Source organism: Acidiferrobacter sp. (assembly GCF_054609335.1).
This window is the reverse complement of record NZ_JBTRWP010000013.1, coordinates 1-26,247: the sequence shown is the minus strand read 5'-3', so window position 1 is coordinate 26,247 and position 26,247 is coordinate 1. Positions and strand designations below refer to the sequence as shown.

Sequence of the window (26,247 nt, the reverse complement as noted above, 5' to 3'; positions counted from 1 at the left end):
GATCTTTGACTTTCCATATTGGTTCGACTAGACTAAGTCTGCTCGTCTTTCGGAGAAAACCATGGCGTCCATCAATATGTTGCAGGCGAAGTCCTCCTTGTCGCGCCTGGTTGAGGCGATCGAGCAAGGGCGGGAGCGCGAGATCGTGATCGCCCGCAATGGTCGCCCAGCCGCCAAGCTGGTACCGATAGATACCGTGCCTGTCGGCAAACGCATCGGTGTCGCTAAGGGGAAATTCCAAATACCTGATAGCATCGATTCCTGTAACGAAGAGGTTGCACGCCTGCTCCTCGACGATCATCGGTAGCCTTGAACCTCCTTCTCGATACGCATGTCGCCCTATGGGCGATCACCGATAGCCCAAAGCTGTCAAAACAGGCACGCGAGATCATTGAGTCGCCGAGATCGTCGATCTGGATCAGCGCCGCGTCTATCTGGGAAATTGCCATCAAACATGCGCTCGGGCGGGGCGACATGCCTGTATCCAGCCTCGACGCGGCAAGCTACTTCCGTGAGTCCGGCTATCGCTTCTTGTCAGTCGACACAGAACATGCAACATCGGTTGAGAATCTGCCGCCGCATCACCAGGACCCATTTGATCGCATCCTGATTGCCCAGGCGCTTGTCGAACCGATGCGCCTGATGACGCATGATCCGCTGATAGCGCGCTACAGCGATACTATCATCAAGATTTGACGACCCCTTGAGGCCGGCCCACGCAGCCTGGCTATCTCGGCTCCGAGCATCCTCCAAAAGAACTTCTTCGTCAGGTTGAGCACGACCGCTATATCTGATGCCCCAGAGGGTGTGGTGGTCAGGTTTCGTGAGGGACGTAAGGGAGGCCCTCTCAGAGATAAAGAGGCTCATAATGGACGCCACTTCTTATGAAGCCTGGTACGCAAGCGCCCGCGGGTACTGGGTGGGGACGGCCGAATGCCGTCTGCTGGATACCCGTCTACGCGCGCGGGCCGGCGAGACGCTGCTCGATATCGGGTGCGGCACGGGGTGGTTTACCCGACGCTTCGCGGCGCAGGGCCTCATCGCCACGGGCCTCGATATCCGCGCCGACTGGTTGTCCTTTGCCCGCAGCCGATCAGAGAACGGGCTTCAATGGGTCGCGGGGGATGCCCAGGCCTTGCCTTTCGCGGATGGGAGCTTCGATCACGTCGTGTCGGTCGCGGCCTTGTGCTTCGTCGAGGATGAGCGTGGGGCCGTGGCCGAGGCCGTGCGGGTCGCGCGCCAACATTTCGCGATCGGATGGCTCCATCGCGGAAGCCTGCTGTATCGCGAGAAAGGGTGCGATGGCGGAAGCGGCGCCTACCGGGGGGCGCGGTGGCACGACAAGAAGGAAGTCCTGGAGCTGTTTTCGGGCCTGGCGGTGCGCGATCTGGCGGTCCACTCCACCATCTTCATGCCCTCCGGCAGCCCTGTGGCGCGGCTTGCCGAGCGTTTGCTGCCCCACATCCTGCCCTTGGGGGCCCTGATCGTGGTCTCGGGCGAAAAGCGGTCGTAGAACCGTGTCATACGGCCGTCATGAGCGCGGCCCAGCATGTTCGAGCCACCATGGGGCGACGGCGCGCACCCGCCTTGCGGCTACCCCTATCCCGGCGAAGGTGCGGGGACAGACCGCGCACACCGGAATGATGGCCGAGGGGCGCTTCCTTGACCCGGCCCGGGATCGCCATAATGATGCGCGCCTTACAGACCATGATGCCTCGGAGATTCGCGCCATGAACGTCCTTTTTCTTTGCACCGGAAACTCCTGTCGCTCGGTCCTCGCCGAGGCCATATTCCGACACCTGGCCCCGGAGCCCCTGACAGCGATGAGCGCGGGCAGCCATCCCGCGGGCTACGTGCATCCGCGTGCACTGGCCTTGCTGGAACGGGAAGGCCTATCCACGGAAGGGCTCGCAAGTAAATCATGGGACGACCTGCCGACGCGGCCGGAGATCGTCATCACCCTCTGCGCGAGCGCGGCGGGCGAGACCTGCCCCGCTTACATCGGACCTGCGGTGCGCAGCCATTGGGGAGTTGCCGATCCGGCCCGGGCGACGGGCAGCGAGACGGAGATCGAACAGGCCTTCCGCGACGCCTATCGCATCATCCGCCACCGCATCGAGACCTTCCTGGCACTGCCCTTGCCGATCCTGGCAAAAGACCCCGTCCGCCTGAAGATCGAGCTCGACGCCATCGGTGCTTTGACCCCGGACCGCGCCCCGTCGCGTCGCGCGTAGGGCGGCCCGCCCTTGGGAACGGGCGACCGGATCCGTCGAGACCTCAAGAAGCGGCGGACGCGAAAGCGTCGACCGGAACCCTCAGAGCAGCGCGCGAGGGGCCGTCCGCGCCGCACGACCGGCCGCCGCCTGTTCCCGCTCGGGACGATCGAGAAACGCGCGTATCGACGCGGCCTCGCGCAGGGCATCGGCGTAACCCAGGGCCATGAGATGGCGGCAATAGCCGCGTTGGAACAAGAGATAGCTGGCAAGCCCGGCGTCGGCCCGTCCGTGACGCGCCAGGGCGCCGAGAAAGAACCGGAGCGCTCGCGGCAAGGTCTGATAGTACGGGGCCGCCAAGGCCGCCAGGTCCTCACTCGGGTGCAGGGCGAAACAGGCGATATCGGAGAGTCCAGCGGCGGGCGCCGCGCCCCGTTGGGCCATGGCCCGCACCGTCTGATTCACGCGCTCCAGACGCTCGAGGTCGGCGTCCAGACCCTCGAGGAAGATGCTGTTCAGGACGTGGGCGGCGATATGCGCCGGAGATGGGGAACCCCCGAAGCGGGTGAGCCGTGAGACCGAGCTTTGCGCGCCGATGACAAAAAGCCGCCGCGCGCCTAAATGCAACGCGGCGCTCAAGGGCGCGGTTTGGCGCATGGAGCCATCACCGTAATACTCGCCGTCGACAGCTACAGGTTCGAAGACAAACGGAATGGCCGAAGAGGCGAGCAGGTGGGCGATCGAAAGCGCACCTGCGACACCCACGCGGTCGGCTCGATGCCAGGGCCTGCATTCCGACGCGCCCTCGAAAAACGTGACGGATTGACCGGTGGCGTAGGACGATGCCGTCACGCCGATGGCGTGGAGCTGGCCGCTTCGAATACTGGCGCCGATACCGGCGAGCGGCAGGCGGGTCGCGAGCAGCCGTGCCAGCGGCGCGCGATCGAGGAGCGCAGGTGGCAGCGGTCGGCCGAGGCGCCCGAAGGCCAAACCTGAAAACCAACGGTAGGCGGTGCTCGCGAGCGTCCCCCAATCGACCGCGAAGACATCCTCCACCGCGAATCGCCCCCAAACCCCCGTGAGGCGGCCCACGCCGACGCGCAGGGCATCGGCGTGGGCCGCCAAAACCGCCGCGTTGATGGCGCCGGCCGAGGTGCCGCAATAAATGCTAAAGGGGTTCGCAACGCCGCGCGGCAATAGGCGGGCGACCGCCCGCAACACGCCGACCTGATAGGCCGCGTGCGCCCCGCCGCCCGACATCACAAGCGCCACTTTCGATTCGCGATCCACAAGGAAGAGTGTAGACGCTGCGAGCCATCCTGGCCCTCGTGGGGCCAGGAGACGGCGGGCGGAGAAGCGCCCCGCTAGGGGGCGAGGAGGCGCTTCAGGATTTCGTTCACCTTGGCGGGGTTGGCCTTGCCGCGGCTCGCCTTCATGGTCTGGCCGACAAAGAAGGTAAACACCTTCTCCTCGCCGGCCCGGTACTGGGCCAACTGCTTCGGATTGGCGGCGATCACTTGCCTTACGACCTCTTCGATCGCCGAATCGTCGGAGATCTGGCGTAATCCGCGCGAGGCGATGATCGCATCGGCGTCACCCTCGCCCGCCCACATGGCCTCGAAAACATCCTTCGCCATCTTCCCGGACACCGTGCCGTCAGCCACCCGACGCACGAGGCCCGCCAGCGCCTGCGCCGTCACCTTCGCGCAGGCGATGTCGAGCCCTTCCTCGTTCAGACGCGCAGCGAGTTCCCCCGCCACCCAATTGGCGACGAGCTTAGGCTCAAGGCCCGCGGCCTCGACCGCGTCCTCGTAATATTGCGCGAGCTCGCGGCTTGCCGTGAGCACCCCGGCATCATAGAGAGAGAGGCCATACTGTGCGCAAAAGCGACGCCGCTTGGCGTCGGGCAACTCGGGCATCGCGTCTCTCACCTCGACCAGGAAGGCCTCGGTCAATAAGAGGGTCGGCAAGTCCGGATCGGGAAAATATCGATAATCGTTCGCCTCTTCCTTGCTGCGCATGGAACGTGTCTCATCGCGCGCTGAATCATAGAGCCGGGTCTCCTGGCGCACCTGACCGCCGGAGGAGAGCAGGGCGATCTGGCGGCGCACCTCGTACTCTATGGCCCGCTCCACAAAGCGGAAGGAGTTGATGTTCTTCAGCTCCGCGCGCGTCCCAAGACGGGCCTCCCCCAGGGGCCGCACCGACACGTTCGCATCGCAGCGGAACGAACCCTCCTGCATGTTGCCATCACAAATCTCGAGATAGCGCACCAGGGTATGGAGGGTCTTCAGGTAGGCCACCGCCTCGGCCGCCGAACGCATGTCCGGCTCGGAGACGATCTCCAGGAGCGGCGTCCCCGCGCGGTTCAGATCGATGCCCGTAAAACCGCCCATGTCCTCGTGCAGCGACTTTCCGGCGTCCTCCTCGAGGTGGGCGCGCGTGATACCGATGACCTTCTCGCCGGAAGCCGTCGTGATCGCAAGCCGTCCGCGCTCGACAATGGGGTGCTCGTACTGGCTGATCTGATAACCCTTCGGCAGGTCCGGGTAAAAATAGTTTTTGCGCGCGAACACCGATCGCTTGTGCACGGTCGCGCCAATGGCGAGCCCGAGCCGCGCCGCCATACGCACCGCCTCGCCGTTCAATACCGGCAGGACTCCGGGGAGCGCGGCGTCGACGACGTTCGCCTGGGTGTTCGGTGCCGCCCCGTAGGCCGTGGGCGCGCCCGAAAAGATCTTGCTCTTAGTCTTAAGCTGGGCGTGCACTTCGAGCCCGATAACCGTCTCCCACTCCATGGTCGCCCCCCTAGATCCCGGCTGGCACGCGTGCGTGCCAGTCCGTCACTTCCTGAAACCTATGCGCCACGTTCAAGAGACGCGCCTCGTCCAGATAGCGGCCGATGAGTTGCATACCGACCGGCAAGCCGCCGACGAATCCGGCCGGCATCGAAAGCGCGGGCAGCCCGGCGAGATTGACGGGAATGGTGAAAATATCGTTCAGGTACATTGACACAGGATCGGTATTCTTGGCGCCGAGCGCAAAGGCGGTGGACGGAGAGGCTGGGCCCGCGAGCACGTCGCAACGCTCGAAAGCGCGGGCAAAATCATCGGCGATGAGACGGCGCAGCTTCAGGGCCTTCAGGTAATAAGCATCGTAGTAGCCGGCCGAGAGCGCGTAAGTCCCTATCATGATGCGTCGCTTGACCTCAGGACCGAAGCCCTCGCTGCGCGTCTTCTTGTACATATCCTCGAGATCCTTGTACTCGGCGGCACGAAAACCGTATCGCACGCCATCGTAGCGCGCGAGATTAGAGGAGGCCTCGGCCGGGGCCAGCACGTAATAGCAGGGCACCGCATGGGCGCTATTGGGCAGACTCACGTCGACCAGCACCGCGCCCTGGCGCTCATACTCCCGCAAGGCCTCGCGCAGGACGTCCAGGACCGCCGGCTCCACCCCCTGCGCGAAATGCTCTTTCACGACCCCTATGCGCAGGCCCTTCAGATCTTTTCCAAGCGTGGCAGCATAATCCGGGACCGGGACGTCGAGCGAGGTCGCGTCGCGCACGTCGAAACCGGCCATGGCCGACAACAGATGGGCACAATCGGCGGCGCTTTGGGCCAGGGGACCGGCCTGATCGAGCGAGGAGGCAAAAGCGATCAGGCCATAGCGGGACACGCGTCCATAGCTTGGCTTCAAGCCCGTAATGCCGCACAGGGCCGCCGGCTGACGGATCGAACCGCCGGTATCCGTACCGGTCGCCCCCGGCACGAGGCGCGCGGCGACGGCCGCCGCCGAGCCCCCCGAGCTCCCGCCCGGCACCCGCTGCGGGTCCCAGGGGTTGCGGACCGGCCCAAAAAACGAGGTCTCATTCGACGAGCCCATGGCGAACTCGTCCATGTTGGTCTTGCCGACCATGACGCAGCCGGCGGCCTTCATTTTTTCGACGACGGTCGCATCGTAAGGCGGCACGAAATCGGCCAGCATACGCGACCCACAGGTGGTCTTGACGCCGGAGGTGCAGAAAATGTCCTTGTGCGCGATCGGTACGCCCGCCAGCACGCCACCCCCCGCACGCCGCGCCCGATCCGCGGCATCAGCGCCCTGGCGCGCCGCGTCTTCGTCCACCGAAATAAAGGCGTTTAACGCGCTATGGGCCTTGATACGCACAAGAAGGTCGTCCACGATCTCGCGGCTGGAACAACGGCCGGCCGCGAGATCCTCGGCAATTTTGGTGATCGTGAGCGTCAAAAGGGTGTCCTTGAGGGGTGGTGAGCCTGATATACGGGGTCGCGAGAAGCCATCCCGCGCCTCGTCACTCGATGACCTTGGGCACCAGATAGAGCCCGTCACGGGTCTTGGGGGCTATGGCAAGCAGCCGATCACGGTCGATCTCGCCGCTCACCGCATCCGGTCGAAGTCTGAGCCCCGCCTCGTCCGGGTGGGTCATCGGTTCCACCCCATCGGTCGCTACGGCATTCATCTGCGAAACGAGGTCGAGAATCCGGGACAGATCCAGCGCGTACGCCTCCCGCTCTTCCCGATTCAGACCCAAACGGGCAAGATGGGCTACTTTTTCGATTTCTTCCGCGTTCAAAAGGGGAATCCGATGCAACGTTGATCCGTTGCACGCTACCACATTTCAGCCTCTGGTTGAACCCATGGGGGCCGGTTGATAGAGTAAGCCGATTTTAATCCCCCCACCCTAAAGCTTAAGGGATACAAACTCTATGTTTGGACGGCTCCGATCCTACTTCTCCAACGACCTTGCCATCGACCTCGGCACCGCCAACACCCTCATCTACGTTCGCGACAAAGGGATCATCCTGAACGAACCGTCGGTGGTCGCCATCAGGCAGGAGTTTGGGTCGCGGGGCGGGCGGAATATCCTCGCGGTCGGGATGGAGGCAAAACGTATGCTGGGACGGACCCCCGGCAGCATTCAGGCCATTCGCCCCATGAAAGACGGCGTCATCGCCGATTTCACGGTGACAGGCGAGATGCTCAAGTACTTCATACGCAAGGTCCACGAACGCCGCATCTTCCAACCGAGCCCGCGTATCGTGATCTGCGTACCCTGCGGCTCCACACAGGTCGAGCGGCGGGCGATCCGCGAATCGGCGCAAAAGGCGGGGGCAAGCGAGGTCTACCTGATCGAGGAACCGATGGCGGCCGCCATAGGCGCCGACCTCCCGATCGCCGAGCCGACCGGCTCGATGGTGCTCGACATCGGGGGCGGGACCAGCGAGGTGGGTGTCATTTCGCTGGGCGGCCTCGTCTATTCGAGCTCGTTGCGCATCGCCGGCGACAAAATGGATGAGGCGATCATAGGCTATGTGCGCCGCAAGTACGGCCTCCTAATCGGCGAAGCGACAGCCGAGAAGATCAAGAAGGATATCGGCACCGCCTGGCAGAACAGCGAGGTGCGGCAAATGGAGGTCAAGGGACGCCACATTGCCGACGGCGTGCCCCGCAGCCTGGTCTTGAACAGCAAAGAGGTGCATCTGGCCTTGAGCGAGGGCCTAGCCGGCATCGTGGCCGCCATCCGGCTCGCCCTCGAGCAAACACCTCCCGAGCTGGGCGCCGACATCGCCGAGAAGGGTCTGGTCGTAACCGGGGGTGGTGCGCTCTTGCGGGACATCGACCGCATGCTGATGGAAGAGACCGGGCTGCCCATCGTGATCACCGACGATCCCTTAACGTGTGTGGCCCGCGGCTGCGGTCGCGCACTCCAGGAAATGGAGGTCCTGGGGGACGTGTTCGCTTACGAATAACCCCCGGCCGGGCGGCGCCGCCTTGGGCGGCGGCCGCGTTGCCTCCTCATTTGTGGTAAACGCATGGGCACATTCCTTGGCTGGTCTATCAAACGACCGTCCAACCTTACCAAGCTTATCTTGGTCGTTTGCGCCTCAGTGGCCCTCATGGTCGCGGACTCGCACGACGATCAGGGTACGCGCGTGATACGGAACACCGTCCTACGGGCAAGCTACCCCCTGCAAGAACTGGCGGCGCTCCCCTTCTCGGCGGGATACGAGGCCTTTCGGGGCCTGCGCACGAACACGCACCTGCGCCGCGACAACGCCCGACTCGAAGCTGAGAATCGGCAGTTGGCAGTCGAGGCCTCGCAAGCGGGCGCCCTGCGCGCCGAGGTCACCCATATGACCGCGCTCCTCCACGGGGCCCCCGTGCCCGGCTATCGCGTAAGCCTCGCGCATGTCCTGGACGTGAGCTCCGGGCCGTTTTCGCAGCGATTGACGCTCGATGAGGGCGCACACAATCACGTATTCCTCGGGCAGGCCGTGATCGATGTCCATGGCATTATTGGTCAAGTGGTCTCGGTGGGCCCCCACACGAGCCAGGTCATGCTCATCACAGACCCCGATAGCGGCATACCTGTGGTCTCCGAACGCAACGGTCTACGCGCCATCGCCTTTGGAACGGGTTCGCAAGATCGCCTGAAGGTCCCTTACCTCACCGTCACTGCCGACATACGTCCCGGAGACATCCTCGCGAGCTCAGGTCTGGGAGGTGTCTACCCGCCGGGCTATCCGGTGGCGCGCGTGACCGAGGTCACGAGCAATCCCAACCTCGCCTTCCTCAAGATCCGCGCCGTGCCGCTTGCGCGCCTTGGTTACCATACGCACGTCCTGCTCTTGTGGCCCCGCAAAGCTTCGAAGGGCCAGGGAATGCGTCATGGATAATCCCCTTACCCTCAAACAGCGCGCACTCATCTTCGCGAGCTTCCTCGCGGCGATGATACTGGCGATCGTGCCGCTCCCCAGCTCCATCCAGCTGCTACGACCCGACTGGGCGGCCTTGGTGCTCGTCTACTGGTGCATGGCGCTTCCCGAGCGCATCGGCGTCGGTAGCGGCTGGGTCCTCGGGCTTTTTCTCGATGTCCTCTATGGTTCGCTCCTCGGGGAGCAGGCGCTCGCCAAGGCCCTGCTCGCCTATCTCACACTGCGCTTCACGCTGAGGCTGCGCATGTTTCCGCGCTGGCAACAGTCGCTCGCGGTGGGAACTTTGGTCGCGTTGAGCGACCTTATGCTTATCATGATCAAGTCCCTGGTCCGCGGGCACCCACCCCTCTGGAGCGATACGGCGCCCATGATCGCGAACGTGGTCCTATGGCCATTCCTGTTCGGCATCCTTCGGGAGGTGCGCCGGCGCGCCAAGATCAGCTGAGCCATGCGCTATATCCCTCTCAAAAACGACTCTCAGGAACTTCGACTTTTCGAATCGCGGGTACTGATCGCGGCGATTCTCGGGACGCTTCTCGTGCTGGGGCTCGTGACGCGCCTGGGCTATCTTCAGGTCGTCAAACACCGCTATTACGCGACCCTCGCCCAGAACAACCGCGTAAGCGCGCTGCCCATCGCGCCTGCCCGCGGACTCATACTCGACCGCAACGGCGTGGTCCTGGCCGACGACTTTCCCGTATTCACCCTGCAGGTGACGCCCGACCGAGTCCCCGACATGCAGCGACTCCTCGCCAAGCTCAAACCACTCGTAGCGCTGAATGCGCAGGACTTGCGTGACTTCCGCAGGCGGCTTGCGCAGCGCAAGCCCTTTCAGAACGTCACGCTGCGCGCGCACTTGAGTGAGGCCGAGGCCGCCCGCGTGGCCGTGAACCTCACGCGTCTCGAAGGCGCGACCCTCCATGCCCGCCTGCGTCGCTACTACCCTCTGGGCGGACTGGCCACCGGGGCCATAGGCTATGTCAGCCGCATCACACGCGGCGAACTGCAAGGGCAAAAGGCGGAACGGTATTTCGGCTACCGCCATATCGGTCAACTGGGCGTGGAAAAAAGCTACCAGAAAGACCTCATGGGGCGCATCGGCTTCAAGGATGTCGAGATGGACGCGCGAGGACGGGCCGTTAAGGTCCTGAAGCGCATCCTGCCGCGCGCCGGCCGTAACCTCTACCTGAACATCGATGCGCAGATGCAGGCCATCGGAGAGCAGATGCTCGCCAACCGTCCGGGCAGCGTGGTCGCGCTCGACCCCCGAACGGGCGCGGTGCTCACCCTCATAAGCAGTCCCATTTACGACCCCAACCCCTTCGTCAACGGGATTCGCGAGAAGACCTACAAGGCCCTGGCCACAAACCCTGCAGGCCCTCTGGACAACCGCGCCTTGAATGGTCTGTACCCGCCGGGCTCGACCATAAAACCGTTTTTCGCCTACGCGGCCCTGCAAACACACTGGTTCAACCCGCACAAGCGCGTCATGTGTCCTGGCTATTATCATCTACCCCACAGCACCCACCTCTTTCATTGCTGGAAGCCGCTGGGTATGGGCCGCGTCGATCTGAAAGACGCGATAGAGCAGTCCTGTGACGTGTACTTTTATCACCTAGCCTTCAAGCAGGGCATCGATCGCATGACCCGCTACCTCGGCTACTTCGGGTTCGGACATAAGACCGGCATCGATCTGCCGGGCGAATATCGCGGGCTCGTGCCCACCCAAGCGTGGATCAAGGCGAGCGGAAGGCCCTGGTACCCCGGCCAAACGATCATCACGGGAATCGGCCAAGGGCCGCTGCTCGTCACCCCGCTGCAACTCGCCGATGCCGTTGCGGCAATCGCAAATCACGGCGTGCGCATGCGGCCGGAGGTGGTGCGCGGCATCGTGAACCCGGTCACCCACCATGTGCACTACAAGAAGCCCTACGCCTACCCCGCTATACCGCGACGGCGCAAAAACAGCCTGAAGCGCCTGATTCGAGACATGACGCAAGTGGTCGAAGGTCCGCACGGGACCGCGCGCGGCATCGCCTACGGACTCCCCTACAGGGTCGCCGGCAAGACCGGGACCGCGCAACTCTGGAGCGTCGTGCCCAACTATAAGGGCAAGCACATCCGGTCCGACGCCTTGTTCATGGCCTTCGCGCCCGTCAAAAATCCGCGCATCGCCATCGCGGTCATCGTCGAGCACGCCGGCTTCGGCGCGCTCGCCGCCGCCCCGATCGCCCGCGCCCTCATGAACTTCTACCTCTTGGGCCATGTGCATGCGCGGACACAAAACCAATCGCGCCCGCAAATCGCGCAAGCCAGGACCACGCCATGAGCCTCTTCGAACGTTGGCACCTTGACAAGCCCCTATTCATGGCCCTGCTCATATTGGGGGTGATCAGTCTCGTGGTTCTCTATAGCGCAAGCGGCGAGAGCGTGCATTTCGCAGCAGATGACGCCATGCACCTCTTGGTCGGTTTCGCCGTCATGATCATCTTGGCGCAGATCCCGCCCGAGACCTACCGGCGCTGGTCAGTCGCGGTCTTCGCAGTCGGCATACTGGGGCTCGTCGCGGTACTGGCGATTGGGGCTGTCCGCTTCGGCGCGCGCCGCTGGATCGCGCTCGGACCGCTATCCATACAGCCCTCCGAGTTCATGAAGCTTTTCGTGCCGATGGCCCTGTCATGGTTCTTTGCGCGCGGACACCTTCCGGCACGTCTCGGCCGTCTCGTCGGAGCGACCCTGATCCTGCTCGTCCCGGTGCTCCTGATCGCCAAGGAGCCGGATCTTGGAACCTCGCTCATCGTCTTCTTGTCGGGCATCATCGTCCTATTCCTGGCCGGCATAGGCTGGCGGACAATGCTTACGGTGCTGATAATGGGTGCCGCTGCCGCCCCGGTCCTCTGGGCCCACATGCACCACTATCAGCGGCAGCGCATCTATATCCTGTTCCACCCAGAAGCCGATCCCCTGGGGGCCGGCTACCACGCCATCCAAGCTATGATCGCCGTCGGCTCCGGGGGCCTGTTCGGGCAAGGCTGGCTAAGCAGCAGTCAGGCCCACCTGCATTTTCTGCCCGACAGCACGACGGACTTCGCGTTCGCGGTGTTCAGCCAGGAATTCGGGCTTTTCGGGAATCTGGCCCTGCTCGCCCTGTACCTCTTCATCGTCTATCGCGGACTGCGCATCGCGTTCGCGGCGCAAGACACCTACTCCCGACTGCTCGCAGGTTCTCTGTCGATCCTGTTCTTCTTCGACGTCTTCATCAATATGGGCATGGTGGCCGGGATACTCCCGGTGGTGGGCGTGCCGCTGCCGCTTTTGAGTTACGGCGGCACCTCTCTCCTCATCATTATGGCGGGCCTCGGAGTTCTGATGAGCATTCACAGCCATCGTCGCCTGGTCAATTGAGAACACGCGGCGACAACGCAAGCGCACTTGGGGCCGAGCACCCCGCCAAAGGCCACGCAATCGATGGTCGAGTGGGCGCATCCCTTATCAGGAGTTTTGTCGAGGTCGCCCGCGTTGTATCCTGGGACACTCATCGGAGGAGAGCCCGAGACATGCGCAGCGGCTGTCGATTTAAGGCCGATAGCGGGCGAGCGCTGGCGGCCCTGGGCTTGGCGGCGGCACTCAGCGGCTGCGGCCTTCTGCCAAGCACTGGCTATCGCAACCCGGCGAACCTTTCCGTCCGCGCCGCCGTACCCCGCAAGCTGGCCTTGAGCCCCTACGGCAACAGCCCCTATACCGTAAACGGCCGCACCTACTACCCGCTCAAGACCGCGGCCGGTTATCGGCGACGCGGGATCGCCTCCTGGTACGGGATCCCCTTCAATGGGCAAAAGACGTCGGACGGGGAGACCTACAACATGTATGCCATGACGGCCGCAAGCAAAGTCCTGCCGCTGCCGTCCTATGCGCTGGTGCGCAACCTCAATAATGGTAAGAGCGTAGTCGTCCGTATCAATGATCGCGGGCCGTTTTACCCGGGGCGCATCATAGATCTCTCTTATGCCGCAGCCGCCCGTCTCGGCGTGATCGCCACCGGCACCGCGCCCGTCATAGTCGAGGGCTTGGCGCCGGGCGAGAAGCGTGTCACCCCGACGCGACACCGCGGACCGGACGTCTTCGGGCCCCATCACGCGGCGCACCGATCCTTCTTCGTACAGGTTGGCGCCTTCCTGCGGCGACAGGACGCCGATCGGCTGGTGCGGCGCCTGCGAGGAAAAGGGCTCCGGGATCTTCATGTGCTGCACGACGATACCCATGGCCGTGGCCTTTATCTCGTGCGCGTGGGGCCGGAAGCGGATCGGGGCGCGGCACAGGCGCTACTCGTCCGGCTGTCGCGCGAGGGCATGGGACGCGGCCTTATCGTCGATCCATGAGGTCAACCTTAGGCCTCGCCGCGCCAAAACGATGGTCTGTCAGGCCAAACCACCTTTGCTGGGGCCGTGAAGGCTTGCGCGAGACCCACCTGAAGCCCCATCGCCACGTCCTCATCAACTGGCGCGCGCGCCCCAAGCTCCCTTATAATGGATCCCATTGAGCGGTTCGTCCCACGCCCGACCCGCTTTCTCAAGCGCCATCATGCGGGCGAGCCCAGCCAACGGGGCCGCGCCCACGATCTGCGCTCCAAGAAGAAACCGCGCCGCAGTCAGAGGACCAACTCATGCTCGTGTACCTGAACGGCGACTGGATACCTGGGGAGGACGCGTGCGTATCGGTCTTCGATCGGGGGTTTATCTTCGGAGACAGCGTCTACGAAGTCATCCCGGTGTATGGATACCGGCTGTTCCGGGAGGCGACCCATCTGTCGCGCCTCAAGGCCAGTATGCTCGCAGTCGGCATGGATATGAACGCGCTCACCGTCACGTGGTCCGCGGTATTCGCGCGGCTCGCGGAGACCCTGCCTTCCGGCGAGGGGACGGTGTACCTGCAGGTGACACGCGGGGCAGCGCCCCGTCAACATACGTTCCCCGCAAACGCCCCACTCACGGTGTTTGCCTACGCCCGGCCACGTGTACCGGAAACGGGAGTGGGCACGGGTTATGAAATCAGCGCCATTCTCTGTGATGACATCCGATGGACTCGCTGCGACATCAAGACAGCATCGCTCATCGCCAATGTCTTGCTGGCGCAAGAGGCCGCGGCACGTGGCGCCGAAGAGGCCCTGCTGGTGCGAGACGATCGGGTCAACGAGGGCGCGGTGAGCAATGTCTTTGTGGTGCGCGCAGGACGGCTGCTCACAGCCCCGCGTAACCATCTTATACTGGGCGGGGTGACGCGCGATGTGGTCCTGGAACTGGCCGCCGGACTCGGTATACCGTTCGAGGAGCGCGCACCATCCCGCGCCGAACTTTTAGGGGCCGACGAAGTCTTCATCACGAGCTCCGGCCGCGAAGTGGCGGCGGTGACGCGCATCGATGACAGACCGGTGGGAGACGGTCGGCTGGGCCCGGTATTCCGTCGCCTGCACGCGGCCTTCCAGACCTTCAAGGAGGAAGTGCGCATAGGCACGAGGACTTAAGTGGCGACAGCGAACGGACACGACAGCAAGACGCCCGAGCTCCTGACCTTCCCCTGCACGATCGACATCAAGGCGGTCGGCAAACGATCGGCGCGCTTCGAGGCCTTGGTGCATGAGATCGTCTCACGGCACATCGGGCCCCAGGATTTGCTATCCACCACACATCGCGAGAGCCGTGGCGGCAATTATGTCGCCATCACGCTCACCATCCGCGCCCTGGGGCGGGCGCAGCTCGATGCCATCTATGAGGCCTTGAGCGCCTCACCCGAAGTTCTCATGGCCCTATGATCGAGGACCCGAAGGTCCGCCGTTTGCAGGGAATAGTGAATTTCCATGACAGCTGGCGGGCGATGCGCGAGTTCAGCGAGGGACGCTCGGGGGACACGCCCGACGAGATCTGGGTACTCGAACACGCCCCCGTTTACACGCGCGGACGCAACGCGAAAGAACCCTCACCTCCCGGCCCGATCCCGACCGTGGACACCGATCGAGGGGGCGACCTGACCTATCATGGGCCGGGCCAGCTCATCGTGTATGCCCTCATCGATCTTACGCGCCGCAAAATGGGCGTCCGGCATCTGGTATCGGCCCTGGAGTCGTCCGTTCAGGACACACTCGCGCGCTTTCACATCAAAGACGCGACGACACGCGCAGGCGCGCCCGGGGTCTATGTCGGGGACGCCAAGATCGCGTCCCTGGGATTGCGTATCCGCGGCGGGCGTAGCTATCATGGGCTCGCCTTGAACGTGGCCATGGACCTCCGCCCCTTCACGGCCATCGCGCCCTGCGGTTACCAAGGCCTGCGCATGACGCAGATCGCCGACTGCGGAGGGCCCGGGGATATCGACCGGGTGGCGGCGGTTCTGATACCAGAACTCTTAACCCGTTTGAGACATCACCCGGAAACCGACGCACATGCCACAGACACCCGATCCGCGCCCAACCTCCCCTAGAGCGCTTAAGGGGATCGAAAAGATCAAGGTCCGGGTAGCACAAGAGGCTTCGAAGTCCGCGCCCAAGCCCGCCTGGTTACGCGTACGCTCGCCGCTCTCGCCCGAGGTCGGGCGCCTGAAGGCCATCCTGCGCGACCACGCCCTCCATAGCGTATGTGAGGAGGCGTCGTGCCCGAACATCGGCGAATGCTTTGGGCATGGAACCGCGACATTCATGATCATGGGGCGGCTCTGTACCCGTCGCTGCCCGTTTTGCGACGTGGCCCACGGCCGTCCCGACCCCCTGGATCCCGACGAGCCCCGACACCTGGCGCAGGCCATAGCGGCCATGAATCTTCGCTTCGTGGTCGTCACCTCGGTCGATCGCGATGACCTGCGCGACGGCGGAGGGGCGCACTTCGCCTCCTGCGTCGGCGCGATACGCGCGGCCGCGCCCACCGTCCGCATAGAGACCCTGGTACCGGATTTTCGGGGTCGCGTGGGGGTGGCCTTGGAGGCGCTCGCCGCAGCACCCCCGGATATCTTCAATCACAACATGGAGACCGTGCCGCGCCTCTATAAGGCGGTGCGACCCGGCGCCGACTACCAGGGGTCGCTCGCGCTTCTGAAGGCCTTCAAGGACCGCTATCCGAACATCCCCACAAAATCCGGCCTCATGGTAGGCCTAGGCGAGAGCCGCACGGAGATCGAGCAAACGCTCGCCGATCTGCGCGCGCACGGCTGCGAGTGGCTCACGATCGGACAATATCTGCGGCCGAGCCTGGCGCACCTGCCCGTGGACCGTTATGTGAGCCCGGATGAGTTCGCCGAGATCGGCGACTGGGCGCGCGGGCTTGGTTTCACCAACGTCGCAAGCGGCCCGCTCGTGCGCTCTTCCTATCATGCCGATCGCCAAGCCGCTGGGGAGTCGGTGGGGACGTGATCGTCTGGCACGGGCTCGTGAACGCCTTCGTGACGCCGCCCGGGCTCTTTCTGCTGCCGATGGCCGTAGGCCTCGTATTGATCGTCGCACGCAGGCACAAGGTGGGTACGGCGATTACCACGTTGTCTTGGGCGGGGCTGGTCGTTATGAGCCTGCCGGCTGTGAGCTCGGCGCTTGCGCGAAGCTGGGAGAGCGATCCCGCCCTGCATCGCCCGCTCCCGATAGGCCCCCGCGCCATCGTGGTTTTGGCCGCCGGACGCTACCACGACGCCCCGGAGTACGGCGGGCGCACCACAGTCGGCATCGACACGCTCGCACGGCTCGCCTATGCCGCCCGCCTGTTTCGCGAAACCCGGCTGCCCATCCTGGCCTCGGGCGGGGCCCCGCTCAAAGGAACCCCCGCGGCACTGCTCATGCGGCGCGTCTTGAAGCACGATTTTGCAACCCCAGTGGAATGGGTGGAGGCGAGCTCCAAGACGACCGCGCAAAACGCGGAGTATTCCTGGGCGATCCTGCACTCCCAGAAGATCCACACTATCTTCCTCGTGACACAGGCCTGGCACATGCCGCGCGCCGTAGCACTCTTCCGCCGCGCGGGCTTCAAGGTCGTACCCGCCCCGACCGACTTCGTGACGCGTTCACGGCGCGATACGACCATCCTGGCCTATCTCCCAAACGCCCACGCCCTCGCCCTGACGGCCGTAATCTTCCACGAAATGATCGGGCTCGCCTGGGTACGGGCGACCGCCTTGCTCCCCGCGCCCTTGGCCCACTTCATAAGTCACGGCTGAGCTCGGTGCGCGACGAGCCGTGCCGTCAGGGGCCGATGGCCTCTCAGACCAGGGACGGGTCCCGCCGGGATTGCCTTCGGTCGTGGCGTGGCGGCGACCCCGTCCGGACCCTATCCGCGCCTTGGCTTGGGGGTGCCAGCGATTCGCTGAACTACCGCCCTATAGGCGGAAAATCACGCTTGCGGAGATATGAACCGCACGGTCAGGCGTTTCGCCCAAGAATCCATCGAAGCGACTAAAGGCGCTTGGGCGTGAGCGCCCCAGGGATCTCCCTTCTTTGGGGAGCGAGGACGGCAACCGATCTGAAGGTCCGATTTTCCTGAGCCCCCTTGGTGATTTACCCTTGTGGAAACCGTAAGCGGAGGCCGCCATGGGTGTCGCCGAACAAGTTTCTCCCGAAGACAATGCCGAGTTCGCTACGGCCCCCGCCAACCCCTATGTCGAGGAGGCGTTGAGTTTGTTCCGAAAGGTGAGCGCGTACGTCTCCGAGCACGATGCCGAGGCGATGCGCCGTGACCTCGAACGGCGCATACGGGACCATCCAGGCGCAAGCATCGCCATAGGGTTCGCCGTGGGCGTCATTCTCGGCAAGTTCATCCAACGGTAGGCCGGAGATGGCTACCCAATGGAATCCCGAGACCATGGGACCGGAGCCAGCGGCGGACGGCCTGTCGCTGAAAAGCCTGCTTCGCCATGCCGCCGACGAGGCCTTCGCCATCATCCGCAGCGAAGCCAACGTCATCAAACTCGAGATCGAAGAGAGCACCCGCGCCATCATAGCCGACGCCATGAAAGCCGCCGCCTATAGCGCCATAGCCTTACTCGGCCTCTTCAGTCTGCTTGCCTTTCTTATTATCGGGCTTGCGGATCTGTTGGCGGGAACCGTCTCCTCCATGGCGAGTTTCTGGGCGAGCGCCCTTATCATAGGCGTGCTTTTCACGGGTATCGGCGGGGGCATGGCGATGCGGCACGCCAAGCGCATCGGGCAAGACGCACGCCTGAAGAATACGCGGTCTGAGATCCAAGCCGACAAAACGTTCCTCCAGGAAGAGTGGAAGAAACTTTGAGACAAAGGGGCCTGCATGAGCGACGAGGTAGTCGAGGTGTATTCCTCCGAAAAGGCTCGGCAGGAGGCCGAGCGGCACCGGCGCGATCTTGCCGACACGCTTGACGCCTTGGGCGCGCGGGTCGGAGGAGTGATGGAACAATTCGAGCGTCAAATCACGTTCCCGATGCGGTGGGCCCTCGAACACCCGCTTGCGACCGTCGGTCTGAGCGTAGGCGTAGGCGTAGGCGTATTGCTTGGCCGCCGCCTGCACGGTCCCCAAAGCCACCGCACGAGCGCCTTGACCCGGGAGCTTGAGGGCGCCTACCTCCAGGGACGGCGCGACGAAGGGGAGCAGCTGCCGCCGCGCGACCCCGAATACTGGGCCGGCGTGAAGCTCGCCGACGGACCGGAATTCAGTGCCTTGCTGATCGAGGCTGCCAAACCGCTCCTAAGTCACCTCACCCAATCGATCGCCGAAAGCTTCAGAAACGGCGGGCCCCGGCGCTCGTGACGAAGCAAGGGTCCTCCCGGACCCAAACCCCACCGAGCGCGCCACCGTGCGGCAAGAGGCGGGGCCTTGCACCGCGTCAGGGCCCATTCACCCCACAGGCGTACCGAAAACCTAGACCATAAAGGCCGGCAGCCGCGCAGCTCCCGTCGGACGCTGCGCACGCCGATTAAATGCCGGCCTACCCCGCATAGTGGCCGACAAGAATGGGGCGGATGACGCGCGCCTCCGAACCCGCTTGTCCCAAAAGAAGAGCCTGCCTAAACTGGACGACAGCGCCTGCCATGACAACAAGACACCGATGGCAAGGGTCGCGTTCGGGGAGGGGGACCACCCTTACAAGGGATCGCCCATGCGTCGTGAGGAATTGTTCAACAGCATAAGCCACATCGTAGGCGGAGCGCTCGCGCTCGTGGGAACGGTCGTTTTGATCGTGTTCGCGGCGCTACGGGCGGACCCGTGGCGGATCGTAAGCTTCAGCATCTACGGGCTCACGCTCATATTCCTGTACGCGATGTCTGGCCTCTACCATGGGCTCGGCGGGCGGGCGCGGGCCGTCTTCCAGCGACTAGACCACGTCGCCATCTATCTCCTGATCGCCGGAACGTACACGCCCTTCGTGCTAGGACCTTTGAGAGGTCCATGGGGTTGGTCGCTGTTCGGCATCCTCTGGGGCCTGGCGATCACCGGCATCGTCCAGGAGTTCATTCCCCAAAAGTCGCGGCGACTGTCGGTGATCCTGTATGTCGTCATGGGCTGGCTCATCGTCATCGCCCTGCAGCCGCTCATGCGTCACTTGGCGCCCGGCGGATTCTGGTGGCTTGCCGCCGGCGGGGTGTTCTATACCGTGGGTGTCATCTTTTTCATCTTCGACGAAAAATGGCGCTTCGGCCACGAGATCTGGCATCTATTCGTGCTGGCGGGGAGCATTGCCCAATACTGCGCCGTACTGTTTTATATCGGGCTTGCCCCGGTGCGGGCGAGCTAGGGAAGGTAAGCCTATTGCGACTGCAGTCTCGGACGGTGCCAGGGGGTGACTCAGGAGACTGCGGGGGACAACCTTCGACGGACCTCATCAAGGAAGCGGGCCCCTGCGACCGCGGACGCCCGTTCCCAGAGCCCAAACAGCAAGGACTCCTCGCGATACTCGTGCTTGTTGAGGGTCGCGGCCAACAGACCGAGCCACGTGTCCAGCTCGGTGCAGGATTGCTCGGGGGCCTGGCACACCTCCTGTAGCGCGTCCAACTGGATCAGGATGTCGTCGTGTTCCCGACGAATGAGTAAGGTCGACTCCGGCGCCTCACGCACGGCGAGCGGCGCCAGAACTTCGTTTTCGAGGAGAATGTGGGCCCGCAAGGCGCGGTCGAGACGCGCCACCTCGGCTGCGGCCTCGCTCCAGCGTCCGGCGCCGGCCCCGGCAAGCGCGCGCACAAGGCAAGCATCCATGTCGTCGTGGTCGCGCCGCAGCGTATCGGCGAGCGCGAGCGGCTCGTGCGGACCGCGGATGTGCAGCGTGATCAAATAGCCCTGGCCGTCAGTCGTGATCTCACAGACGAGCGTGTGACGCATGTGGTTTTGCAGTTGCGCCATGAAGAGCATCGGTTCGTCCGGGCTCCAGATCCGCATCGTCTCGCCAGGCCCCATCTCGCGCAGAATGGAATAGGCGTAGGTGGCGGCCGGCACACCTTGAGGCGCGAGACGCAGGTCGAGGACATAACAACATGACATAAAGGGCCTCTCAGGCGGTCATGGAGATGGCCGAGGCCTGCGCAAGCGCAGGACGCACGCCCGTCAAAAGGTACTCGAGGAGGTCGCGGACAGGCCGGATCTCCTGACCGAAGGGCAGGCTGGATCCGCCGCGAAAGAACAGTCCGTGCTCGACATTGCCCTTGGCTGCGGCGGCCAACTGAGTCTCGATACAAAACTGTCCAGCATCGGGATTGCCATCCTTGAACCCACAGTGACTCAGGCACTCGAGACGGCTTGCGCAACCGCCGCAGCGGCTGGTGGCACGGGACTTCAGCACGCTCTCGCGCGCGAGATAGCGTTTGAGCCACGGCGTCAGAACCGCGCGCGCGGGCAGACCGGCGGCGCTCATGAACGTAACGATGTCCTCGCGACGCGCCTCTGCCAACACCTTCTTGAAGTTCGGGTGGGCGTCACACTCCTCGGTCACCGCGAATGCAGTTCCAAGCTGCACCCCCGAAGCCCCGTGATCGAGTAGTTCGCGGATCGCCCGAAACGATCCGATACCACCCGCCGGAATGAGCGGTATGCGCTCGGCAGCGAGGCCCAGCTTCTTGAAGAGCGCCAAGGCCTCCTGAAGCACATGACGAAAATCGAAGCGCGAGGAATCGACGTCGGCCAGCCGTGGAGCGCCCAGATGCCCACCGGCGTGCGCGGGGTGCTCGATCACAATGGCGTCGGGGAGCCGACCCTTACGCATCCACTTGCGCAGGAGGACGTCAATCCCGCGCTCCTCGGAGAGGATGGGGATTAGCGCCACGTCGTGGCCTTCCGTGAGCTCCGGGAGGTCGAGCGGCAATCCGGCCCCCATGACGATGGCGTTCGCTCCGCTCTGACAGGCCTGGCGCACGAAGTCAGCGTAATGATTGATGGCGCGCATGACATTGACGGCGATAAAGGCCGCGGGCCCAGCGGCGGCGCGGGCCGCCTTCACCTCGCGATCCAAGGCCTCGAGGTTCCCATCGAGCATCTTCTTGGTATCCCGGCAACGCCGTAGACGCGTCATGATATCCGGATGGAGGTGACGTAGATCGACGCTCGCGATGGTGCCGACCGCACCCTCGCGGGCCACGGCCGAGGCAAGCTTATGGGCGGAGATCGCCACACCCATCCCCCCCTGGAATATGGGCAACAACTGACGGCCCCTGAGGTTCAGCTTCGGTAGATGCGACGCGATGATGGATGTCATGAGTCCGAGCTTAGGCCGACGGCCCGGTGGTTCATTGACGCGGATCAAGGGCCCGCGGCGCTTTCGTGCTCACCGTAGCTACCATGTAGCGGACGGCGGCGCGTACCTCGCTATCCGTCAAAGACTCATTACCGCCCTTGGGCGGCATGAAGCTGTAGCCGTAATAGCCTCGAATCGCATGGGCGTAGAGAACCTTGAGCCCCTTATCGAGATGCTTGCGCCACGCCGAGCGGTCACCGACCTGGGGCGCGCCCGCCACACCGCGGGCGTGGCAGACGTGACAGGTCTGGTCGAAGACCTGACGCCCGGTCAGCATTTTGGCAGAGGCGACAGCGGGCAATAGGGCCAGGATCAAGGCCAGGCGGCGCAGCGGGTACGACATGAGACTCTCCTAGACGACGCGCGAAAAGAGACGCCGATCGACGACCGGTAAATAGCGATCGAACACTGCACAGATGGCGCGGACCAACATCTGGCCACGCGGGGTCACGACGATCTTTTGGTCATTCACCTCCACAAGCCCGTCTTGGACGAAGGACTCGAGGTGCGCCAATTCAGACGAGAAGTAGGTCGCGAACCGCAGGGCATGCCGGGCCTCGAGGGCCGCCACATCACACTCCATATGGCACAAGAGGTCGTTGATCACCTCGCGGCGCAAGGCGTCGTCGGCGCTCAACTCAAACCCACGGCGGACTGGCAGCTTCCCTTGATCCACGAGGTCCTCGTACTCCTTCAGGTCCCAGGCGTTTTGGCTGTAGACGTCCCCTATGCGGCTGACCGCGGAGGCCCCTACGCCCAGCACGTCGAGATGTCCGCGTGTCGAATACCCCTGGAAATTGCGCGCCAGCGTCCGCTCGCGCTGCGCGCGCGAGAGCTCGTCATCGGCCTTGGCGAAATGATCCAGACCAATGTAGACGTAGCCCGCGGCCATCAGCGCCTCGACCGTCCCACTTAAGATCGCCATTTTGGTCAAGCCGTCCGGGATCGCCGATGCGTCTATGCGCCGCTGAGGCTTGAAACGCTGCGGAAGATGCGCGTAATTGAATAAGGACACCCGATCCGGCGAGATCTCGAGCAGGCGCTCGAGGGTGCGGGCAAAGCTGTCGCGGGTCTGCCGCGGGAGGCCATAGATCAGGTCGACGCTCAACGAACGGAACCCAAGCGAACGTGCGGTCTGCGCGACATGACGCACGAGCGCGAAGGACTGCTCGCGGTTGATGGCGCGCTGGACGGCGGGGTCAAAGTCCTGAACGCCAAGGCTCAGGCGATTGAAGCCGAGCGTCCTAAGGAGCGCCAAGGTCGCGTCTGGCGCGTGACGGGGATCGATCTCAATCGAATACTCGCCGGTGTCATCGGGGCGCAAGGCGAAGCGCTCGGCGATGGCGCACATGAGAACGCGCATCTCGTCGTGACTAAGAAAGGTCGGCGTGCCACCACCCCAGTGGAGTTGATCCAACGGGGGCCGCGCGCCGATCGCGGGCGACAGCAGCTGAAGTTCCCTGGCCACACGCGTCACATAGGGCTCGGCGCGCTCATGGTGCTTGGTGACGGTCTTGTTGCAGGCGCAGTAATAACACACGGATTCGCAAAAGGGGACATGGACGTAGAGCGACCAAGCCTGCCCCGCGGGTCGGCCCGCAAGCGCCCGGCTCAGGTCCTCAGCCCCGAACTGGCCATGGAATTGCGTGGCCGGGGGGTAAGACGTGTAGCGCGGCGCCGACTCACCATAACGGGCGATGAGGGATGCGTCAAAGTCGACATTCATAAGATAACCCTAAAACACGAAAGTACCCCTTCCAACCCCGGGCGTGCCTTGACATTCATCAATGCGCTCAGAGGCCGAGGCCCTCGCAAATGTGCGCGACCGCGGCCTGCGTGTGGGCATCGGGACGTATGGGCCGCCCGGGCGGCCGGGTCACCTCGGGCGGGCTTTTCAGGGTGGCATCCAGCCCCATCTTGCCCCCCAGACCGGCCACGGGGCTTGCGAAATCCAGGTAATCGATCGGCGTGTCCGTCAATAGGACGCTATCGCGCGCCGGGTCGGCTCGGGTCACGAGCGCCCATATCACCTCGGACCAGTTGCGGATATCGATGTCATCATCCGTCACGATCACGAACTTGGTGTAGGTGAACTGGCGCAGATATGACCAGACCCCCATCATGATGCGCCGGGCATGGCCCGGATAGCGCTTGCGAATACTGACAACCGCGATCCGGTAGGAACACGCCTCGGGGGGCAGATAGAAATCGGTGATCTCGGGAAACTGCTGCTGGAGCAGGGGTACAAATACCTCGTTCAGGGCGCTTGCCAGCACCGACGGTTCGTCATGGGGCGCGCGCCCCATATAGGTCGTCTGGTAGAGCGGGGCGTGGCGATGCGTGACGCGCGTGACTGTCATCACCGGAAATCGGTCTTGGGCGTTGTAGTAACCGGTGTGGTCCCCGAATGGTCCCTCGAGGGCGGTATCCTCGGGGGCGATGACACCCTCGAGCACGATCTCGGCGCGGGCCGGCACCAGGAGCCCGTTGCCAGCCTGCGTGAGCTCGGTACGGGTGCCGCGCAAAAGCCCGGCAAACTGGTATTCAGACAAGGTGTCGGGGATGGGCGCAACCGCCGCCAGGGTCAGGGCCGGATCGGCGCCTATGGCGACTGCCACCGGAAACGGCTCGGTCGGGTGCAGTTCGCGAAATCGGGCGTAGTCACCGGCCCCGCCGCGGTGCGCGAGCCACCGCATGATGAGACGATTGCGACCGATAAGCTGTTGGCGATAGATCGCGACGTTGTGTCGCCCGCCGTCGCCCGGCCGGGTGATCACGAGACCGAAGGTAAGCAGGCGCCCCGCGTCCTCGGGCCAACAATGCGATATCGGCAGGGTCTCGAGGTCGACGGCGGCGCCCTCCTGGACGCACTCGTGGACCGGCGCGCCCTCGCGCACGATGCGGGTGCGGGCCGCCCACAAGCGGCCGATGATGGGAAGGTGACCGGCGGCTTCGTGCGCATCACGGGGCCAGCGCGGCTCCTTGATACGCCCGAGCAACTCCCCCAGGGAGCGCAGAGCGGCGCTGTCCTCGAGGCCCATGGCCTGCAAGACACGATCCCGGGTCCCGAAGAGGTTGCCAATCACCGGCATCTTGCCGCCATCGACCGACTCAAACAGTAATGCCGGGCCCTGCACCATGATCGCGCGCCGACAGATCTCAGTGATTTCCAGGTGCGCGCTCACAGGCGCCCTAACGCGCGCAAGAAGCTTGTGGCGCTCGAGGTGCCCAAGGAATTGGCGCATGTCGGCAAACATCGTGGCAGAAGCATACGACGGCGTCCCGCGCGACCCCTTGATCCAACGCAATACCTTTGACGCGCGTCAACCCAAGGGGGGGCGAAACGACGAACAATGACGCCATGTCGCGCCTATCCGATATCGTTTCGTACGCCGCACCCCGCGCTATTGATCTCGGGGTCAGGCTCGTCCCGCCACCGGCAATCGCCTTGGGCGGGGCACTCATGGCCAACGCCCTGCTCGTCTCGGACCAGTCCCTGGCGGGCTTGTCGGGCACCCGCATATGCCTGGAGATAAGCAATCCGCATCTTGCTTTGGGCTTTGTGATCCGTGGTGGGCGCCTGTGGCCGGCCCCGCCCAACCCTTGGAAAACGTGCATCCGGGGCGATGTACGGTCGTTTCTGGCCCTGCTCCTGCAAACCGAGGACGCCGACGCACTGTTCTTCGATCGGAGACTGTGCGTGGAGGGGGACACTGGCGTCGCACTGCAATTACGACATGCCCTCGAAAGCGCCATCTATCGCCACAAAAAGCGGCTGCGCGCGGTACTCCCCTAGACTCGGTCGAAGCCTCCTTCCGGCACGACCGTCGTATGAGCGTTGCAATTACAGCCTCATGCGATATCCTTGATCCATAAGGTCCACGTCGTGCCCGGCTCCTCGGGGGCGAACGAACGGGGGAATTCATGCACCGGATAGCAAGCGACTGCGGGAAGTTGGGGAGCCCGGCAGACCAGAAATCGTGGCGGAAAGGCGTGTTTAAACGCATCGGTGAGGCGTTATTTCCAGCCGACCTGCGGCTCTTTGCCCGCGCTATCTGCTCCGGCCCGCAGGCGGTCGGCGCCGCCTGCCCCAGTTCCAGGCATCTGGCCGACTATATGGCCTCCCAGGCCGTTGCCGCCTCCAAGGGCTTTATCGTCGAGCTCGGCGCGGGCACCGGTGTCGTGACCGCCTCGCTGCTGGCCCACGGGGTTGCACCGGAACGGCTCATAGTCGTCGAGAAATCGGCCTTGCTCGCCGCCCACCTGCGGGAACGGTTCCCTGATGTGACCATCCTGGAGGGCGATGCGGCGGACCTTGCGAACCTGCTGGGATGGCGCGCGCAGCGTGTGTCGACCGTGGTATCGAGCCTCCCCTTGAAGTCCCTGCCCAAAAGTACCGTGGATCAGATCGGTTCGGCCCTGGACGCCATCCTGCCCAAGGGCGCCACGTTCATTCAGTTTACCTACAGCCTACGATGTCGCGCCATCGACTGGGCGCAGCAAATCACCTGCCTGCACTCCCACACCATATGGCGCAACGTGCCTCCCGCCCGCGTGAATGTCTTCGCCTGGGGTGA

General features: G+C 64.0%; 30 protein-coding genes. 21 read left to right on the top strand and 9 right to left on the bottom strand.

Annotation, left to right across the window (positions count from 1 at the left end; genetic code table 11):
• The first annotated feature begins 61 nt into the window (after window positions 1-61).
• From ACYCTF_RS05050 to ACYCTF_RS05035, 4 genes are all read left to right on the top strand, one after another.
• On the top strand, window positions 62-307 hold the full coding sequence (locus tag ACYCTF_RS05050) for a type II toxin-antitoxin system Phd/YefM family antitoxin (RefSeq protein ID WP_461282085.1): 246 nt from the start codon (window positions 62-64) through the stop codon (window positions 305-307).
• Between the two features lie 2 nt (window positions 308-309).
• Window positions 310-696: a type II toxin-antitoxin system VapC family toxin gene (locus tag ACYCTF_RS05045; protein ID WP_461282086.1), complete on the top strand. Its 387-nt coding sequence runs from the start codon at window positions 310-312 to the stop codon at window positions 694-696.
• A gap of 172 nt (window positions 697-868) precedes the next feature.
• The gene (locus tag ACYCTF_RS05040; RefSeq protein WP_461282087.1) at window positions 869-1,513 is read left to right on the top strand and encodes a class I SAM-dependent methyltransferase; all 645 of its coding nucleotides are present in this window, start codon (window positions 869-871) and stop codon (window positions 1,511-1,513) included.
• Window positions 1,514-1,730: 217 nt separating this feature from the next.
• Window positions 1,731-2,234 (top strand): arsenate reductase ArsC, encoded by a 504-nt coding sequence (locus tag ACYCTF_RS05035; RefSeq protein ID WP_461282088.1) that lies wholly within the window; start codon window positions 1,731-1,733, stop codon window positions 2,232-2,234.
• Window positions 2,235-2,315: 81 nt separating this feature from the next.
• Here ACYCTF_RS05035 and ACYCTF_RS05030 read toward each other — a convergent pair whose 3' ends face one another.
• From ACYCTF_RS05030 to gatC, 4 genes are all read right to left on the bottom strand, one after another.
• Entirely contained in the window at window positions 2,316-3,503 is a 1,188-nt protein-coding gene (locus tag ACYCTF_RS05030; RefSeq protein ID WP_461282089.1) for a patatin-like phospholipase family protein, read from the bottom strand.
• A gap of 74 nt (window positions 3,504-3,577) precedes the next feature.
• On the bottom strand, window positions 3,578-5,011 hold the full coding sequence (gene gatB, locus ACYCTF_RS05025) for an Asp-tRNA(Asn)/Glu-tRNA(Gln) amidotransferase subunit GatB (protein ID WP_461282090.1): 1,434 nt from the start codon (window positions 5,009-5,011) through the stop codon (window positions 3,578-3,580).
• Window positions 5,012-5,021: 10 nt separating this feature from the next.
• Entirely contained in the window at window positions 5,022-6,464 is a 1,443-nt protein-coding gene (gene gatA, locus ACYCTF_RS05020) for an Asp-tRNA(Asn)/Glu-tRNA(Gln) amidotransferase subunit GatA (protein ID WP_461282091.1), read from the bottom strand.
• Window positions 6,465-6,528: 64 nt separating this feature from the next.
• Window positions 6,529-6,810: an Asp-tRNA(Asn)/Glu-tRNA(Gln) amidotransferase subunit GatC gene (gene gatC / locus ACYCTF_RS05015; RefSeq protein WP_461282092.1), complete on the bottom strand. Its 282-nt coding sequence runs from the start codon at window positions 6,808-6,810 to the stop codon at window positions 6,529-6,531.
• A gap of 133 nt (window positions 6,811-6,943) precedes the next feature.
• Here gatC and ACYCTF_RS05010 point away from each other — a divergent pair, with 133 nt between their 5' ends.
• The 15 genes from ACYCTF_RS05010 (at window position 6,944) to trhA (ending at window position 19,684) form a co-directional block, all read left to right on the top strand.
• A complete protein-coding gene (locus tag ACYCTF_RS05010; RefSeq protein ID WP_461282093.1) occupies window positions 6,944-7,987 on the top strand; it encodes a rod shape-determining protein in 1,044 nt (347 codons plus the stop codon).
• Window positions 7,988-8,050: 63 nt separating this feature from the next.
• Window positions 8,051-8,914 carry a rod shape-determining protein MreC gene (gene mreC, locus ACYCTF_RS05005; protein WP_461282094.1) on the top strand — a complete coding sequence of 288 codons (864 nt, stop codon included), beginning with the start codon at window positions 8,051-8,053 and terminating at the stop codon, window positions 8,912-8,914.
• Entirely contained in the window at window positions 8,907-9,398 is a 492-nt protein-coding gene (mreD, locus tag ACYCTF_RS05000) for a rod shape-determining protein MreD (protein ID WP_461282095.1), read from the top strand. The genes mreC and mreD overlap by 8 nt, the downstream gene beginning before the upstream one ends.
• 3 nt (window positions 9,399-9,401) lie before the next feature.
• Window positions 9,402-11,282, top strand: a complete 1,881-nt coding sequence (gene mrdA / locus ACYCTF_RS04995) for a penicillin-binding protein 2 (protein ID WP_461282096.1) — start codon at window positions 9,402-9,404, stop codon at window positions 11,280-11,282.
• The gene (gene rodA / locus ACYCTF_RS04990; protein ID WP_461282097.1) at window positions 11,279-12,358 is read left to right on the top strand and encodes a rod shape-determining protein RodA; all 1,080 of its coding nucleotides are present in this window, start codon (window positions 11,279-11,281) and stop codon (window positions 12,356-12,358) included. Before mrdA ends, rodA begins: the two co-directional genes overlap by 4 nt.
• 152 nt (window positions 12,359-12,510) lie before the next feature.
• A complete protein-coding gene (locus tag ACYCTF_RS04985; protein WP_461282098.1) occupies window positions 12,511-13,332 on the top strand; it encodes a septal ring lytic transglycosylase RlpA family protein in 822 nt (273 codons plus the stop codon).
• A 284-nt stretch (window positions 13,333-13,616) separates the two neighbouring features.
• Window positions 13,617-14,474: an aminotransferase class IV gene (locus ACYCTF_RS04980; RefSeq protein WP_461282099.1), complete on the top strand. Its 858-nt coding sequence runs from the start codon at window positions 13,617-13,619 to the stop codon at window positions 14,472-14,474.
• A complete protein-coding gene (locus ACYCTF_RS04975) occupies window positions 14,475-14,762 on the top strand; it encodes a YbeD family protein (protein ID WP_461282100.1) in 288 nt (95 codons plus the stop codon).
• Window positions 14,759-15,427 carry a lipoyl(octanoyl) transferase LipB gene (gene lipB, locus ACYCTF_RS04970; protein WP_461282101.1) on the top strand — a complete coding sequence of 223 codons (669 nt, stop codon included), beginning with the start codon at window positions 14,759-14,761 and terminating at the stop codon, window positions 15,425-15,427. The genes ACYCTF_RS04975 and lipB overlap by 4 nt, the downstream gene beginning before the upstream one ends.
• Complete coding sequence (gene lipA, locus ACYCTF_RS04965; protein ID WP_461282102.1) at window positions 15,390-16,349, top strand: lipoyl synthase; 960 nt, start codon at window positions 15,390-15,392, stop codon at window positions 16,347-16,349. The genes lipB and lipA overlap by 38 nt, the downstream gene beginning before the upstream one ends.
• Window positions 16,346-17,140: a YdcF family protein gene (locus ACYCTF_RS04960; RefSeq protein ID WP_461282103.1), complete on the top strand. Its 795-nt coding sequence runs from the start codon at window positions 16,346-16,348 to the stop codon at window positions 17,138-17,140. Before lipA ends, ACYCTF_RS04960 begins: the two co-directional genes overlap by 4 nt.
• Before the next feature lie 370 nt (window positions 17,141-17,510).
• On the top strand, window positions 17,511-17,747 hold the full coding sequence (locus ACYCTF_RS04955) for a hypothetical protein (RefSeq protein ID WP_461282104.1): 237 nt from the start codon (window positions 17,511-17,513) through the stop codon (window positions 17,745-17,747).
• 7 nt (window positions 17,748-17,754) lie between these two features.
• Window positions 17,755-18,207, top strand: a complete 453-nt coding sequence (locus ACYCTF_RS04950) for a phage holin family protein (protein WP_461282105.1) — start codon at window positions 17,755-17,757, stop codon at window positions 18,205-18,207.
• Window positions 18,208-18,222: 15 nt separating this feature from the next.
• Complete coding sequence (locus ACYCTF_RS04945; RefSeq protein WP_461284587.1) at window positions 18,223-18,699, top strand: hypothetical protein; 477 nt, start codon at window positions 18,223-18,225, stop codon at window positions 18,697-18,699.
• A 349-nt stretch (window positions 18,700-19,048) separates the two neighbouring features.
• Complete coding sequence (gene trhA, locus ACYCTF_RS04940) at window positions 19,049-19,684, top strand: PAQR family membrane homeostasis protein TrhA (RefSeq protein WP_461282107.1); 636 nt, start codon at window positions 19,049-19,051, stop codon at window positions 19,682-19,684.
• 50 nt (window positions 19,685-19,734) lie between these two features.
• On the opposite strand, the gene ACYCTF_RS04935 is transcribed toward trhA, so the two are convergent.
• From ACYCTF_RS04935 to ACYCTF_RS04915, 5 genes are all read right to left on the bottom strand, one after another.
• Window positions 19,735-20,424: a hemerythrin domain-containing protein gene (locus tag ACYCTF_RS04935; protein WP_461282108.1), complete on the bottom strand. Its 690-nt coding sequence runs from the start codon at window positions 20,422-20,424 to the stop codon at window positions 19,735-19,737.
• 10 nt (window positions 20,425-20,434) lie between these two features.
• On the bottom strand, window positions 20,435-21,622 hold the full coding sequence (locus tag ACYCTF_RS04930; RefSeq protein ID WP_461282137.1) for an NAD(P)H-dependent flavin oxidoreductase: 1,188 nt from the start codon (window positions 21,620-21,622) through the stop codon (window positions 20,435-20,437).
• A gap of 40 nt (window positions 21,623-21,662) precedes the next feature.
• Window positions 21,663-22,013: a c-type cytochrome gene (locus ACYCTF_RS04925; RefSeq protein ID WP_461282109.1), complete on the bottom strand. Its 351-nt coding sequence runs from the start codon at window positions 22,011-22,013 to the stop codon at window positions 21,663-21,665.
• A gap of 9 nt (window positions 22,014-22,022) precedes the next feature.
• Window positions 22,023-23,396 carry an oxygen-independent coproporphyrinogen III oxidase gene (gene hemN, locus ACYCTF_RS04920; protein WP_461284586.1) on the bottom strand — a complete coding sequence of 458 codons (1,374 nt, stop codon included), beginning with the start codon at window positions 23,394-23,396 and terminating at the stop codon, window positions 22,023-22,025.
• 67 nt (window positions 23,397-23,463) lie between these two features.
• Window positions 23,464-24,927 carry a UbiD family decarboxylase gene (locus tag ACYCTF_RS04915; RefSeq protein ID WP_461282111.1) on the bottom strand — a complete coding sequence of 488 codons (1,464 nt, stop codon included), beginning with the start codon at window positions 24,925-24,927 and terminating at the stop codon, window positions 23,464-23,466.
• A 104-nt stretch (window positions 24,928-25,031) separates the two neighbouring features.
• Here ACYCTF_RS04915 and ubiT point away from each other — a divergent pair, with 104 nt between their 5' ends.
• Window positions 25,032-25,466, top strand: coding sequence for a ubiquinone anaerobic biosynthesis accessory factor UbiT (ubiT, locus tag ACYCTF_RS04910; RefSeq protein WP_461282112.1), 435 nt, complete (start codon window positions 25,032-25,034; stop codon window positions 25,464-25,466).
• Window positions 25,467-25,663: 197 nt separating this feature from the next.
• A partial coding sequence (locus ACYCTF_RS04905) for a class I SAM-dependent methyltransferase (protein ID WP_461284585.1) occupies window positions 25,664-26,247 on the top strand: 584 nt, incomplete at its 3' end.

Excerpts from the sequence above, each read along its gene's own strand:
- ACYCTF_RS05050 (WP_461282085.1), top strand. The coding sequence starts at position 62 with ATGGCGTCCATCAATATGTTGCAGGCGAAGTCCTCCTTGTCGCGCCTG.
- ACYCTF_RS05040 (WP_461282087.1), top strand. The coding sequence starts at position 869 with ATGGACGCCACTTCTTATGAAGCCTGGTACGCAAGCGCCCGCGGGTAC.
- ACYCTF_RS05035 (WP_461282088.1), top strand. The coding sequence starts at position 1,731 with ATGAACGTCCTTTTTCTTTGCACCGGAAACTCCTGTCGCTCGGTCCTC.
- gatB (WP_461282090.1), bottom strand. The coding sequence starts at position 5,011 with ATGGAGTGGGAGACGGTTATCGGGCTCGAAGTGCACGCCCAGCTTAAG.
- ACYCTF_RS05010 (WP_461282093.1), top strand. The coding sequence starts at position 6,944 with ATGTTTGGACGGCTCCGATCCTACTTCTCCAACGACCTTGCCATCGAC.
- mreC (WP_461282094.1), top strand. The coding sequence starts at position 8,051 with ATGGGCACATTCCTTGGCTGGTCTATCAAACGACCGTCCAACCTTACC.
- mreD (WP_461282095.1), top strand. The coding sequence starts at position 8,907 with ATGGATAATCCCCTTACCCTCAAACAGCGCGCACTCATCTTCGCGAGC.
- mrdA (WP_461282096.1), top strand. The coding sequence starts at position 9,402 with ATGCGCTATATCCCTCTCAAAAACGACTCTCAGGAACTTCGACTTTTC.
- rodA (WP_461282097.1), top strand. The coding sequence starts at position 11,279 with ATGAGCCTCTTCGAACGTTGGCACCTTGACAAGCCCCTATTCATGGCC.
- ACYCTF_RS04985 (WP_461282098.1), top strand. The coding sequence starts at position 12,511 with ATGCGCAGCGGCTGTCGATTTAAGGCCGATAGCGGGCGAGCGCTGGCG.
- ACYCTF_RS04980 (WP_461282099.1), top strand. The coding sequence starts at position 13,617 with ATGCTCGTGTACCTGAACGGCGACTGGATACCTGGGGAGGACGCGTGC.
- lipB (WP_461282101.1), top strand. The coding sequence starts at position 14,759 with ATGATCGAGGACCCGAAGGTCCGCCGTTTGCAGGGAATAGTGAATTTC.
- lipA (WP_461282102.1), top strand. The coding sequence starts at position 15,390 with ATGCCACAGACACCCGATCCGCGCCCAACCTCCCCTAGAGCGCTTAAG.
- ACYCTF_RS04955 (WP_461282104.1), top strand. The coding sequence starts at position 17,511 with ATGGGTGTCGCCGAACAAGTTTCTCCCGAAGACAATGCCGAGTTCGCT.
- ACYCTF_RS04950 (WP_461282105.1), top strand. The coding sequence starts at position 17,755 with ATGGCTACCCAATGGAATCCCGAGACCATGGGACCGGAGCCAGCGGCG.
- ACYCTF_RS04945 (WP_461284587.1), top strand. The coding sequence starts at position 18,223 with ATGAGCGACGAGGTAGTCGAGGTGTATTCCTCCGAAAAGGCTCGGCAG.
- trhA (WP_461282107.1), top strand. The coding sequence starts at position 19,049 with ATGCGTCGTGAGGAATTGTTCAACAGCATAAGCCACATCGTAGGCGGA.
- ACYCTF_RS04935 (WP_461282108.1), bottom strand. The coding sequence starts at position 20,424 with ATGTCATGTTGTTATGTCCTCGACCTGCGTCTCGCGCCTCAAGGTGTG.
- ACYCTF_RS04925 (WP_461282109.1), bottom strand. The coding sequence starts at position 22,013 with ATGTCGTACCCGCTGCGCCGCCTGGCCTTGATCCTGGCCCTATTGCCC.
- hemN (WP_461284586.1), bottom strand. The coding sequence starts at position 23,396 with ATGAATGTCGACTTTGACGCATCCCTCATCGCCCGTTATGGTGAGTCG.
- ACYCTF_RS04915 (WP_461282111.1), bottom strand. The coding sequence starts at position 24,927 with ATGTTTGCCGACATGCGCCAATTCCTTGGGCACCTCGAGCGCCACAAG.
- ubiT (WP_461282112.1), top strand. The coding sequence starts at position 25,032 with ATGTCGCGCCTATCCGATATCGTTTCGTACGCCGCACCCCGCGCTATT.